The organism is Sinosporangium siamense (genome assembly GCF_016863435.1).
Lineage (GTDB): Bacteria > Actinomycetota > Actinomycetes > Streptosporangiales > Streptosporangiaceae > Sinosporangium > Sinosporangium siamense.
The window spans coordinates 215,916-228,631 of record NZ_BOOW01000018.1 but is presented as its reverse complement, the minus strand read 5'-3'; the positions used below and the strand labels follow the sequence as shown (position 1 = coordinate 228,631).

The following is a 12,716-nucleotide window of genomic DNA, read 5'->3' as shown; positions in this document are numbered from 1 at the left end:
GTGAGCCCCGGCGGCGCATGAAAGATCAGTCGCCCAGGATCGCGTCCACGAAGACCTCGGCGTCGAACGGCGCCAGGTCGTCCGGGCCCTCGCCGAGGCCGACCAGTTTGACCGGCACGCCGAGTTCGCGCTGCACGGAGACCACGATGCCGCCCTTGGCGGTGCCGTCGAGCTTGGTCAGCGCGATGCCGGTGACGTCGACGACCTCGGCGAACACCTGTGCCTGGCGCAAGCCGTTCTGGCCGGTGGTGGCGTCGAGGACCAGCAGCACCTCGTCCACAGTGGCGCGCTTCTCGATGACGCGCTTGACCTTGCCGAGCTCGTCCATGAGGCCCGTCTTGGTGTGCAGGCGGCCGGCGGTGTCGACGATCACGACGTCCACCTTGTCGTCCATGCCCTTGGCGACCGCGTCGAAGGCCACCGACGCCGGGTCGGCGCCCTCGTCCTTGCGCACGACCTCGGCGCCGACACGCTCACCCCACGTGTGCAGCTGATCGGCGGCGGCGGCCCGGAACGTGTCGGCCGCGCCCAGCAGGACCTTCTTGCCGTCTCCCACCAGGGAACGCGCGAGTTTGCCGGTCGTGGTCGTCTTGCCCGTGCCGTTCACGCCGACGACGAGCACGACGGCGGGCCGCTCCCCGTGGGAGCGGACACGCAGGGTGCGGTCGAGGTCGGTGCCGACCAGCGTGAGCAGCTGCTCCCGCAGCAGACCGCGCACCTCCTCGGGGGTGCGGGACCCGAGCACCTTCACCTTGGTGCGCAACTCGTCGACCATGGCGCGGGTGGGGCCTACCCCCACGTCGGACGTGATCAGGGTGTCCTCGATCTCGTCCCACACGTCGTCGTCGAGCCGGTCGCGGGAGAGCAGCTCAAGCAACCCGCGGCCCAGCGTGCTCTGCGACCTCGCCAGGCGCGCCCGCAGCCGCACCATGCGCCCCGCCGACGGCGGCGGCACCTCGACCTCGGGAATCCTCACCGCCGGCTCGACCGGCGCCGAAGGCGGCGGCAGCGTCGTCGTCACGCCGCCTTCGCCTTCACTCACGCCGCGCGGAACACCTTCGGTGTCCTTCGGAGGCTGCGGCGCCTCCTTGGGCGGGGCGGGCGGCGGAAGGTCCTTGCCCTTGGGCCGGAACAGCAGGAAGAGGCCGCCGACCGCCAACAGGGCGACGACGACCGCTATGGCGATGATGCCGAGGTAGTCAGTCACAAGATGTCAGTTTTCCAGACGAGCACCCATGCTCCACACAAGGTTCCCTACCGAACCTGCCTCAGACCCGACAAATATGGGTCTCAAGCCCGGTGACACCTGACATCCCAGGTCGGAGAACCACGGTGTACGGCAGAGCCCGCCTGCCGGTTAGACCGACCGTCGGGGCGACCTCAGGATGGCGTCGGCGAGTTCACACACCGAGGCCGAGAGGCAGGCGGCGCCTCCGCCGGCTGTGATCCTTTTCACCAGCGCGGCGTCGAACAGGGCCAGCAGGCTGTGACCGTAGAACTCGGCGTCGAGGTCGGGTCTCGCCTCACCGATCAGGGTGGTGACGTGCCGGTGCCAGCGCACGTAGGTCGGGTCGTTCAGCCTGTCCTCCGCGCACGCGCGGTCGTGGGCGGCGAGCATGGCGACGTTGCGTGCGGCGAGATCGGCCAGCGCGTCGAGGAACGCGGCGAGCCGCACACCGGGGGGCGCGGACGGGCCGAGAGGCGCGGGCCCCGAGACGACGGCCTCGCCCAGCGCCTCCGCCCGTTCTTCGAGTAGAGCGCGTATGAGGCCGTTGCGGTCGCCGAACCTGCGGAAGACCGTGCCCTTGCCGACACCGGCCGCCGCCGCGACCTTGTCGAGCGAGACGTGCTCGAACCCGTGCGCGGCGAGGAGGGTCTCGGCCGCGTGCAGGATGGCCCGCCGGTTGCGCACGGCGTCGGCACGCTCGCGTCGCTGCTCACTCACCGTTTCCCCGTTCCCGGCGCCTTTCCGTCCCCGGCGCCTTTCCGTGCCGCCTGCCCACTCGCCTGTCCGCTCGTCTGGACAATCGGACTGTCGGTCCGTATATTACGGGAGCCATAACCGGACTGACAGTCCGCTTGCCCTGGAGGAGTTCACATGAGCGTCGTCCGTGCCGTGGTAGTGGATCCGGATATTCCCGGCGGGGCGCGCATGGGGGAGATTCCGGCCCCGCGCCCCCAGCCGCACCAGGCGCTGGTCGAGGTGCACCACGTCGCGCTGAACCACGGTGACCTGCTGACCGGCGCCCGCCCGGCCGGGACCGTGCTCGGCGGGGACGCCTCGGGGGTGGTGGTCCAGGTCGCCGCCGACGGCAGCGGGCCCGCCGCCGGCACCCGCGTCGCGGCCCTGATCGCCGGCGCTTGGGCGGAGCGGCTCGCCGTGGACACCGCCAACCTCGGGGTGATCCCGCCCGCCGCCGATCCGGCGCACGCGGCGGCGCTGCCCGTCGCCGGTCTCAGCGCCCTGCGCGCACTCCGCGCGGGCGGACCGATCCTGGGCAAACGGGTCCTGGTCAACGGCGCGTCCGGCGGCGTCGGCCGCATGGCCGTACAACTCGCGGTCCTCGGCGGCGCGCACGTGATCGCCTCCGTGCGGTCCGCCGACCGCGCCGAGGGGCCGGCCAGGCTGGGCGCCCACCAGGTGGTCGTCGGCCTCGACGGCGTCGGCGCGCCCGTCGATCTCGTCTTGGACAACCTCGGCGGCCCCCATCTCGTCGCCGCGTGGAACCTTCTCGCGCCCGGCGGCAACATCCAGGGCATCGGCTGGGCCTCGGGCGAACCCGCCGTGCTCCCGCCATATGCCACGTGGGCGCCCGGCGCCGCCAAGACGCTGAGCTCCTTCGGCGACGACTCCCCCACCGCCACCGACCTCGGCACCCTCCTCGGCCTCCTCGCCGAGGGCAGGCTCTCCCCCGAGATCGACTGGCGCGGCCCCTGGCACCGCTTCGCCGACGCGATGCGTGCCCTTTCGGAACGACGTATCGCCGGCAAAGCCGTACTCGACGTGAAAGACCTCAGCCCGTCTCACGCAGGCGCTGGCTGACGACCTGGGTGACGCCGTCGCCGCGCATGGAGACGCCGTAGAGAGCGTCGGCGATCTCCATCGTGCGCTTGTTGTGCGTGATGACGATCAACTGCGAGCTCTGCCGCAGCTCCTCGAAGAGCGTGAGCAGCCGCTGGGTGTTGGTGTCGTCGAGCGCGGCCTCGACCTCGTCCATGACGTAGAACGGTGACGGCCGCGCCTTGAAGATCGAGATCAGGAACGCCACGGCGGTGAGGGACCGCTCGCCGCCGGACAGCAGCGAGAGCCGCTTGACCTTCTTGCCCGGCGGGCGCGCCTCGACCTCCACACCCGTGGTCAGCATGTCGTCGGGCGCGGTCAGCGTGAGCCGCCCCTCACCTCCGGGGAACACCCGGGTGAAGATCTGCTCGAACTCCCTCGCCACATCCTCATAGGCCGAGGCGAACATCGTCTCGACCCGCTCGTCGACCTCCTTGACCACGGTCAGCAGGTCGCGGCGGCTCTTCTTGAGATCCTCAAGCTGCGAGCTGAGGAAGCCGTGCCGCTCCTCAAGCGCGGCGAACTCCTCAAGCGCCAGCGGATTGACCTTGCCGAGCTGGGTCATCTGCCGCTCGGCCGCCTTCGCGCGCTTCTCCTGCTCGGGCCGTGAATAGGGCACGGGGTCGCCGCCGTCGGCGACCGGCACGGGCACCGCCGGACCATATTCGGCCACGAGCGCCTCGGCCTCCACGCCGAACTCCTCCAGCGCCCGCACCTCCAACTGCTCCAGCCTCAGCCGCTGCTCGGTGCGGGCCACCTCGCTCCCATGAGCGCGGTTGACCAGCCGGTCGAGCTCGCCGGACAACTCACGCACCGCGCCGCGGACCGTCTTGAGCTCCGCCTCGATGTGCCCCCGGGCCAGCTCCGCCTCGTCGCGCTCCGCCTCCGCGGCCCCGAGGGAGCCCTGCAGCACGCCCAGCGTGCGCTCGACACCCGTGACCACGGCCAGCGCCACCTGCGCCTGCTCCTTGCGGCGTGCCCGGCGCCCAGCGGCCTCGGCACGGTCGCGCCGCTCCTGGTGCGCGGCCCGCACGAGGGCGTCGGCACGCCCGGCGATGCCCCTGACCCGCTCCTCGGCGGTGCGGACGGCCAGCCGCAACTCCATCTCCGCCTGACGCGCAGCCGCGCACGCGGCATCGAGCTCGTCGCGCGTGTCCGTCGTGGGCTCCTCCGCCAGCTCGTCGGCGGTCTCGGCCGCCGCGAGGCGCTCCTCCAGCTCGGCCAGCCCCAGCGAGTCACGCTCCCGGGCCTGCTCCGCCGACGCCACACCGGCCGCCAGACGCTCACACTCACCACGCGCCGCCCGCGCCGCGGCCTCCAGCTGCGCCAGCCTGCGAGCCACCGCGGCGGCCCGCTGATCGGCCTCCCGCTGCCTCGCTCGCACCCGGTCGAGCTCCGCCTGCGCGGCGTTCACTCCACCCTGCGCGGTGTTGACCCCGCCCTGGGCGGCGCCCACCCCCGCCTCGCTCTCCTCGACCGCCGCCTGCGCCCCCTCAAGCGCGGCGGACGCCTCCTCATGAGCCGCCGCGGCCTCCTCGGCCCGCGTGACCGCCTCCGCGAGGTCCGCCACCGCCTCCTCCAAGGCGGCCCGCACCCCGAGCGCCGAAGCCCCGCCGCCCGCCGTCGTCACATGGGCCGAGAGCAGATCACCCGCGCGGGTCACCGCCCGCAGCTCGGGCCGGCTCTCCACGACCTCCCGCGCGGCCTGCAGGTCGTCGACCACCACGACGTCGCCCAGCAGCCGATCGAGCGCGGCGTGCAGCTCCTCGGGCCCGCTGACCAGCTCCCCCGCCCACACCCCACCGTCAACCGGGACAGACCCCCGGCGCCCCCCGACAACCGTCACAACCCGCCCACGCGATTGAACCCCGGCCACCCCACCCTCACGTGCCTGCGGCACCACCCCGTGCACCCGGCCACCACGCCCATCCCCGCCCCGGGCGTACGGCACAGCCCCGTGAGCCTGTGCCCCGTGCTCATCCCCGCCAGGCTCCCCATCCCGGGCGTACGGCACAGCTCCATGAGCGTGTCCCCCGCGCTCATCCCCGCCATGCGGTGCGGCCCGGCCGTCCCCATCGGGTTCCCCGTCCCGGGCGTACGGCACAGCTCCGTGAGCATGTGCCCCGTGCTCATCCCCGCCAGGCTCCCCACTCCGGGCCGAGGGGTTCGCGATCACCAAGGTGGCCTGGCCGCCGTCCTTGGCCCGGAGGAACTCAAGGGCGTCGACCGCGGAGGCCAGCGAACCCATCGCCACACCCTCGGCCACCGTGCCCAAGACCGCCGCGATGGCCGTCTCGGCCCCCTGACGCACCGACACCATGGCCGCCACCGGCCCCAGCACACCGGCGAGACCCGCCGCGAGCACCGCCGCGCCGCCGTCGGCCCCCTGCGCCAGGCCCAGCTCCAGGGCCTCCTTGCGGGCTTGGAGCGCGGCCACCGCACGCTGCGCGGCCTGATCCGCCGCACGGGCCGCCGTCAACGCGGCGGTCGCGGCGGCCACCTCGGCGCGGGGGGCCTTCACGGCCTCCTTCGCCCGATCGACAACCGCCCGCGCCTCGTCCAGCGCGGCCTTGGCTGCGTCGAGGCCCCCCTGGGCCGTCTCAAGCTCCTCCATGAGCGCCGGATCGGCGTCGGGCTCGGCCGTCTCACCGGCCTCGTAGTCGGCCTGCGCGGCAGCCGCCCGCTCCTCCGCCGCCGTCAACGCCGCCGTGAGCCTGCCGATCTCCTCCTCCGCCGCCCCCGCGCGGCTGCGGGCCGCACCGACCTGGCCCCGGAGCTTCGCGAGCCCCTCACGCCGGTCCGCCGCGGCCCGCGCCAGAGCCGACAGCCGCCGCTCCTCCTCCGCCAGCTCGGCCTCGGCCCCGGCCCGGCGGCCCGTCGCGGCCTCCAGCGCGTCACCTGTGTGCTCAAGCTCCGCCTCAAGCATCAACTCCTGCTCGCGGATCTCGGCGGCCTCACGCTCAAGCTCCTCGGGGTCACGGCCCCGCCGCTCCACCGCCGCGTCGTCGAGAGCGTGCCGGCGGCGCTCCACCGCCAGCCCCAGCAACCCCTTGAGCCGATCGCGCAACGACGACAACCGGAAGAACGTCTCCTGCGCGGCGGCCAGCCGGGGCTGCGCCTCGTTGGCCGCGATCTCAAGCTCGGCCTCGCGTGCCTGTCCCGCCGCCAGATCGGCCTCCACCTGGCCCCGCCGCGCCGCGATCGCCGCCTCGTCGGCGGCCTCCCGGTTGAGCGTCTCACGCAAGGTGATCACATCATCGGCCAGCAGCCTCAACCGGGCGTCGCGAAGATCGGCCTGAATCACCGCGGCCTTGCGTGCGATCTCCGCCTGTCTGCCGAGCGGCTTGAGCTGGCGCCGCAACTCGGTCGCGAGATCCTGCACCCGGGTGAGGTTGGCCTGCATGGCGTCAAGCTTGCGGAGCGCCTTCTCCTTGCGCTTGCGATGCTTCAGCACACCCGCGGCCTCTTCGATGAACGCCCGCCGATCCTCCGGCCCGGCGTGCAACACCGCGTCGAGCTGCCCTTGACCGACGATCACGTGCATCTCGCGCCCGATGCCGGAGTCGGACAACAACTCCTGGATGTCCAGCAGACGGCAGGTGTCACCGTTGATCGCGTATTCGCTCTGCCCCGACCGGAACATCAGGCGGCTGATCGTGACCTCGGTGTAGTCGATCGGGAGTGCACCGTCGGTGTTGTCGATCGTCAGCGTGACCTCGGCACGGCCGAGGGGCGGACGCGAGGACGTGCCGGCGAAGATGACGTCCTCCATCTTGCCGCCACGCAACGATTTGGCGCTGTGCTCACCCATAACCCAGGCAAGCGCGTCGACCACATTGGACTTGCCGGACCCGTTGGGCCCCACCACACAAGTGATCCCCGGCTCAAAGCGCAAAGCGGTGGCCGAGGCGAAGGACTTGAAACCGCGCAGCGTGAGATTCTTCAGATACACCGGCCGCGCGCCCCCTCCCCTGGCCAACCACCGTCCGCAGCAGACTACTGCTCATGGCAGCCACGCCAGGCACAAAAGCGGTGGTGAGAGAGTCGCGTCACTCCATCCCCAACAGCCCGACCCGCCACAACCCACACACCCGCCCACCCCCAAGTGGCGCAATCCACACACGACCATGGCGGCCTCCGAAGCGGTGCGCCAGGTGACACTTGCGGTCGAGTGGCCCTGCTTGCCGGTACACGCGAGCGCAAGGAAGGGCAGCGCGGGGAAGGGGCCGCAGAGGCTGTCCACGCCTTCGGCCGCGGCAATATACGGCGGGAAAGACGCCGGGGCAGGCTGGTGACGTCACTCCCGCGAACATGTGGCACGTGGCTATAGCGATATCCAGCGGGAAGCGACGCGAGACCGAGGGGAAGAAGGTCGGACGTGACCGGACTCAACCGGGTGGGGCGCAGATGACCAGGCGTGCCACAGAGAAGCGGGTGCGGCACATGTGAACCAGGCGCGACCCCGACAACGGGGTGGGGCACAGATTCGCAGATGACCGGGTGGAGCGTGGACGACCAGGCGCGACCCCGGGAACCAGGTGGGGCGCAGCTCCGCCGATGACCGGGTAGGGCGCAGACGAGCAGGTGTGACCCAGACAACCGGGTAGGCCGCGAGTGACCAGGAGGGCCGGACCTTCCGACCCCACGAGGGCGTGGGGTCGGTGCCGGCGTCCAGCGCGGGGCGCTGGTGAGCGGTTCCGCACGTTGCTCGTCAAAGTGCCCCGACGCCAGGTGTGCGGCTTATGCCGTACAGGGTGGTTGGTCGGGGCGGGAGTGTGTGCGGTGGGGGTAAGGCCACGAGCCCACCGGCCGGAGGTGGCCGACGGGCGCCGGGGCGTGACGGATCGGCCTGGAGGGCTCGTCACCGAGGGCGCTTGGCTCAGCGCCACCGGTTCACGACCCGCAAGGCCGCTCAAGTAGCAAATGCCGCAGTATCCCGGGCAAAAATTAACCCTTGATTACATAAAATCACGGATCCATCCGAGGTTGGGCGTCCCGAAATATGTCCTCAGATTACGGCAGGAGTTACTTTATTAAGAGATATGACAAGGGCGCCTCAAGGCGCCCTTGGGCAAGTTGCCTCCGACCGCTCAGGTGAGGGCCGGCTCGCGTTCCTGCAGGCGAGTGAACGCATCGTCGCGACTATCTGCGACGAGAGCGTCATTCTGCGCCTGGAGCCTAATGAGCTCTGCCTCTAGATCCCGGATTCGCTGTTGGAGACGGCGCATTTCCGAGACCATCCGAGGGTCAGGACCGCCGACGTGGCCGAGTAGAGCCTTCGCCATGGTAAAGGGTCCTCCACGCTGAGTGACCAGACTGGTTCGCGCACTCTTATGCCGCGGGAGGGGTGCGCGTGGTACTTATCAAGAGTCGCACCGGTCGCACGGGCGGTCAAGTTGACCGCACCGCATAGATGGACCGGAGGGCACTCCCGACGCACCAATATACCCCATTTAGAGTGTTATGGTGACCCCTAACGTTCTATGAAGCCGGTCAAACTACCTCGTGCTTCACCCCAACGTTCGACAACTCCATCGACCCGGCCCGGGGTGCCGCAACCTCTGAGCAGCTCAAGCAGCTTGACACACGCCTCACGGGTCCCTTCTGCCACGACCTCGACCCGGCCGTCATTGGTGTTCCTGGCCCACCCCACGAGCCCCAGTTCGAGCGCTCTGGCCCTCGTCCACCACCGGAACCCCACGCCCTGCACGTGTCCCCGCACCCAGGCGGTGAGGCGCACCTCGTCGCTCACAGCCGCCCCGCCGGGCGTCTCACCCTGGGCCTGGGCTGGCAGCGCGGACAGCTGTAGGACGAGCGGTTCATGAACGGCTCCCTGGTGACCGCAGTGCCGCACCGGGAGCACGGGAGATCCTTGCGGCCGTAGACCGCCAACGATCTGTCAAAGTAACCGCTCTCCCCGTTGACGTTGACGTAAAGACTGTCGAAAGATGTGCCACCCTGATCCAGCGCCTCGTTCATGACGTCGCGGACGGCCGCCAGCAACTCGGCGGTCTTCGAACCCGTGAGCGAGTCCGCCTCCCGTGTGCCGTGCAGTTTGGCACGCCACAAAGCCTCGTCGGCGTAGATGTTGCCCACGCCACTGATCAGCGACTGGTCGAGCAGCGCCCGCTTGATCTCGGTGCGCTTGGCGCGCAACCGCCGCGCGAACAGCCGGTCGTCGAACAGCTCCTCCAGCGGATCGGGCGCGATGTGCCAGATCGGCTCTGGAACGGTGCGGGCAGGCGGCAGCCGTACAAGATCGGCGAGCATGAGGTGGCCGAAGGTGCGCTGATCGACGAAGCGCAGGTCGGGCCCGCCGTCGGCGAAGCTCAGACGCACCCGCAGGTGGCGCTCGGGCGGCGCGGACGGCGGCACGACGAGGAGCTGCCCGCTCATGCCCAGGTGGGCGATCATCGAGCTGTCGTCGCCGACGGGCAGCCAGAGATATTTGCCCCGGCGCTCAGCCGAGGAGATCACCCGCCCGGACAGGCGCGCCTCGAACTCACGCGCGCCGGGCAGGTGTCTGCGCACGGCGCGCGGGTGGAGCACCTCGACCTCGGCGATCTCACGGCCGGCGACCCAGCGGGCCAGCCCCCGGCGCACGACCTCGACCTCGGGCAGCTCGGGCATCGTCCTCAGCCTGCGGTGGAGCTCAGGCGCTCGTCTCTGGCGGCGCGGATGCGGGTCCAGGCGGCCTCGGCGGCCTGCTGCTCGGCTTCCTTCTTGCTACGGCCCGAACCCGAACCGTATTCCTCCCCGCCGACCACGACGACCGCGACGAACGACTTGGCGTGGTCGGGGCCGCTCTCGTTGACGTGGTATTCGGGGACGCCGAGCGTCTCGGAGGCCGTCAGCTCCTGAAGGGAGGTCTTCCAGTCGAGACCGGCTCCCAGAGAGGCCGAACGCGTGATTAGCGGGTCAAAGAGCATGTGGACGATGCGGAAGGCCTCATCTAGGCCCTTGTCCACATAGACCGTTCCGATGAGGGCTTCGAGGGTGTCGGCGAGAATCGATGACTTGTCCCTGCCGCCTGTGCCCTCCTCGCCGCGGCCGAGGCGCAGGAAACGCCCAAGGCCGAGGGTGCGGGCCACATCGGCGAGCGCGCGCATGTTGACCACGGCGGCGCGGAGTTTGGCGAGCTGCCCCTCGGGCAGATCGGGGTGGTTGCGATAAAGAGTGTCGGTGACCACAAGGCCCAGCACTGAGTCGCCCAGGAACTCCAGGCGCTCGTTGGTGGGCAGACCACCGTTTTCGTAGGCGAACGATCTGTGTGTCAGCGCTCGCTCGAGAATGTCGGTGTCAAGACCGACACCGAGGACCCGCTCCAACTCGTCCCTGGCGACCTCCACGGCCACCGGCTTCGGTGCTGCGCCCATGTCTCCTCCTAGGGCATCTGCCGCAAATCCCTATAGACCCGCATGATCTTTCCTAGCGGAGCGCGATGGCGTAGGGATCGAGAACGATGCCCGAGAACGTGGTGGGCGCCGGGAGTTCTGCGGCAGACCCCGGCGTCCACCACGGCCGCGGGCCGGCCGCCACCGCGTGAACCTCTCAAACGGTAACGCCGACCGGTGCGCTTTTGCGCATTTCCCCGGTCGGCATCCCGTCAGCTCTCAGCGTGATCAGGCCGACGGCTCGATGACCTGCCGACGGTTGTAAGTGCCGCAGTTGAGGCACGCCTGGTGCGGCCGCTTAGGCGAGCGGCACTGGGGGCAGCTCACGAGCGAGACCGCGGCGGTCTTCCACTGCGCGCGGCGGGAGCGAGTGTTGCTCCGCGACATCTTCCGCTTGGGGACGGCCACGTCAGCCCTCCTGATCTTTGTTGTTATCGGTTACAAGACCCTGCAGCGCGGCCCAACGGGGGTCGAGCACCTCGTGCCCGTGGTCGGGGCCGGCTTCAGCCAGCTTGACCCCGCATTCCACGCAGAGCCCCGGGCAAGCGTCGTCGCACAGGGGTCGCAGCGGCAGCACAAGCACCACCGCGTCGCGGAACACAGGCTCAAGGTCGAGAAGGTATCCGTCGAGCAGCAGGTCTTCCTCGGTGGTCTCTTCCGCCGAGTAGAAGAACAACTCCTGGAAGTCGACCTCAAGCTCCGAGGTCAGCGAATCCAGGCACCGCGCGCACTCCCCGGACAACGGGGTGTGCGCCGTGCCCGTGATGAGCACGCCCTCCATGACTGCTTCAAGCCGGATGTCCAACTCGACCTCGGCGTCTTTGGGGACGCCGATCATTTCGACACCGAGATCCGCCGGCGCCGGGAGCGACAGGCGCTTACGCAACATCGACCCAGGCCGTCGACCCAACTCGTGGGTCGAGAGCACCCAGGGGGCGCGGGGGTCAAGGTTGTGCGGGCTCATCCTGCTTCTCGCTAGGCATGGCGAATCATCACCGTCGTGCAAGGCCGAAGCTGAATACTACCAGTGATTGAGCGGCCCGACTTCGCCCCTCAACGCCAGAGCCACGGCCCCCAGGCGGTGATCATCCCCGCAGGCGCTCCACCAGCAGTTGATGGACCAGGTCGGGGACCAAACCCGTCACATCCCCACCGTACCTGGTGATCTCCTTGATCCGGCTGGACGAGAGGAAGGAGTACTCCGGGTTGGTGGACATAAAGAGCGTCTCCACCCCGGACATCCGGTAGTTGAGCTGAGCCATCTGCAACTCGTAGTCGAAGTCGCTGATCGCCCGCAGGCCCTTCACGATCGCCGGAATCTCGTGGTGACGGCAGTAGTCAACGAGAAGCCCGTGAAACTTGTCGACCTTCACGTTGCCGTATTCCTTCGTCACAGCCGTGAGCATCTCAATGCGCTCTTCGACGGTGAACAGGCTGTTCTTCTCGATATTGATCAGTACGGCGACGACCACCTCGTCGTACAGCCGGGAGGCCCGGCCGATGATGTCGAGATGACCGTTTGTGACAGGGTCGAACGACCCCGGGCAGACAACGCGGCGCAAAGCGCACCCCCAGGTTCTAAGGGTTCTCGGCGGCGCGACCGTACCAAACGGCCGCTTCACCGTATCGACGGACCCTCTCCTCACACAGCCCAAAAGGCCATATAAGGTCATCCCCTCGACTTTCCCGCTCTACCGCCACCAGCGCCGCCTCACTGAGCCATCCCCGCGAGATCAACGCCTCCAGCACCGCCTTCACGGCCCCATCGCCCACCGCATAGGGCGGATCGGCGAACACGAAGTCGTACGGCTCAGCACACGGCTTGGCCACCACCCGCTCGACCCGGTCGGCCAGCACCTCCGCCCCGGGCAGCCCGAGAGAGGCCACATTGGCCCTGATCGTGCGCACCGCCTTGGCGTCGGACTCGACCAACGTGGCGTGCGCCGCCCCCCGCGAGAGCGCCTCCAGCCCGACAGCCCCCGACCCCGCGTAAAGATCGAGCACCCGCAGCCCGGTCAACGGACCGACGAGCGAGCCCACCGTGGAGAACAAGCCCTCCCTGGTGCGATCACTCGTCGGCCGCGTGCCCCTCCCCGGCGGCACCCCCAGCCGACGCCCACCCGCAGTCCCCGCGATCACTCGTGTCACAGCTCCATTGTGACCCGCCCACCACCACGCAAAGCCGCCCCCACCCTCGCCTCCCCCTACCTCCGGACGGGAAAATCCCTGGCCAGAAGGGGTGAAGAGACCCGGCCACCCCT

12 protein-coding genes are annotated in these 12,716 nt (G+C 69.8%); 1 reads left to right on the top strand and 11 read right to left on the bottom strand.

The annotated features are described in order from the left end of the window. Window positions 1-25: 25 nt before the first annotated feature. Together ftsY and Ssi02_RS14300 are read right to left on the bottom strand one after the other, a co-directional pair. Window positions 26-1,207 (bottom strand): signal recognition particle-docking protein FtsY, encoded by a 1,182-nt coding sequence (ftsY, locus tag Ssi02_RS14305; RefSeq protein WP_204025695.1) that lies wholly within the window; start codon window positions 1,205-1,207, stop codon window positions 26-28. 150 nt (window positions 1,208-1,357) lie between these two features. Further along, window positions 1,358-1,945, bottom strand: a complete 588-nt coding sequence (locus Ssi02_RS14300; protein WP_204025693.1) for a TetR/AcrR family transcriptional regulator — start codon at window positions 1,943-1,945, stop codon at window positions 1,358-1,360. A 153-nt stretch (window positions 1,946-2,098) separates the two neighbouring features. On the opposite strand from Ssi02_RS14300, the gene Ssi02_RS14295 reads away from it, so the two are divergent. After that, a complete protein-coding gene (locus tag Ssi02_RS14295; protein ID WP_204025691.1) occupies window positions 2,099-3,043 on the top strand; it encodes a zinc-binding dehydrogenase in 945 nt (314 codons plus the stop codon). Here Ssi02_RS14295 and Ssi02_RS14290 read toward each other — a convergent pair. The 9 genes from Ssi02_RS14290 to rsmD all read right to left on the bottom strand — a co-directional run bounded on the left by Ssi02_RS14290 (window position 3,015) and on the right by rsmD (window position 12,603). Further along, window positions 3,015-7,013 (bottom strand): AAA family ATPase, encoded by a 3,999-nt coding sequence (locus tag Ssi02_RS14290; protein WP_204025689.1) that lies wholly within the window; start codon window positions 7,011-7,013, stop codon window positions 3,015-3,017. The two genes, Ssi02_RS14295 and Ssi02_RS14290, sit on opposite strands and share 29 nt — an antisense overlap. A 1,138-nt stretch (window positions 7,014-8,151) precedes the next feature. Next, window positions 8,152-8,346, bottom strand: coding sequence for a hypothetical protein (locus tag Ssi02_RS38710; protein ID WP_239128902.1), 195 nt, complete (start codon window positions 8,344-8,346; stop codon window positions 8,152-8,154). 188 nt (window positions 8,347-8,534) lie between these two features. Continuing rightward, a complete protein-coding gene (locus Ssi02_RS14285; protein ID WP_204025687.1) occupies window positions 8,535-8,813 on the bottom strand; it encodes an acylphosphatase in 279 nt (92 codons plus the stop codon). After that, window positions 8,810-9,691 carry a bifunctional DNA-formamidopyrimidine glycosylase/DNA-(apurinic or apyrimidinic site) lyase gene (mutM, locus tag Ssi02_RS14280; RefSeq protein WP_204025686.1) on the bottom strand — a complete coding sequence of 294 codons (882 nt, stop codon included), beginning with the start codon at window positions 9,689-9,691 and terminating at the stop codon, window positions 8,810-8,812. Before mutM ends, Ssi02_RS14285 begins: the two co-directional genes overlap by 4 nt. 5 nt (window positions 9,692-9,696) lie before the next feature. Continuing rightward, complete coding sequence (gene rnc, locus Ssi02_RS14275) at window positions 9,697-10,437, bottom strand: ribonuclease III (RefSeq protein WP_204025684.1); 741 nt, start codon at window positions 10,435-10,437, stop codon at window positions 9,697-9,699. Between the two features lie 246 nt (window positions 10,438-10,683). After that, window positions 10,684-10,863, bottom strand: a complete 180-nt coding sequence (gene rpmF, locus Ssi02_RS14270) for a 50S ribosomal protein L32 (protein WP_093171209.1) — start codon at window positions 10,861-10,863, stop codon at window positions 10,684-10,686. Between the two features lies 1 nt (window position 10,864). Further along, on the bottom strand, window positions 10,865-11,419 hold the full coding sequence (locus Ssi02_RS14265; protein WP_204025683.1) for a YceD family protein: 555 nt from the start codon (window positions 11,417-11,419) through the stop codon (window positions 10,865-10,867). A 121-nt stretch (window positions 11,420-11,540) separates the two neighbouring features. Next, the gene (coaD, locus tag Ssi02_RS14260) at window positions 11,541-12,017 is read right to left on the bottom strand and encodes a pantetheine-phosphate adenylyltransferase (protein WP_204025682.1); all 477 of its coding nucleotides are present in this window, start codon (window positions 12,015-12,017) and stop codon (window positions 11,541-11,543) included. Between the two features lie 16 nt (window positions 12,018-12,033). Then, a complete protein-coding gene (gene rsmD / locus Ssi02_RS14255) occupies window positions 12,034-12,603 on the bottom strand; it encodes a 16S rRNA (guanine(966)-N(2))-methyltransferase RsmD (RefSeq protein WP_204025681.1) in 570 nt (189 codons plus the stop codon). Window positions 12,604-12,716 lie beyond the last annotated feature (113 nt).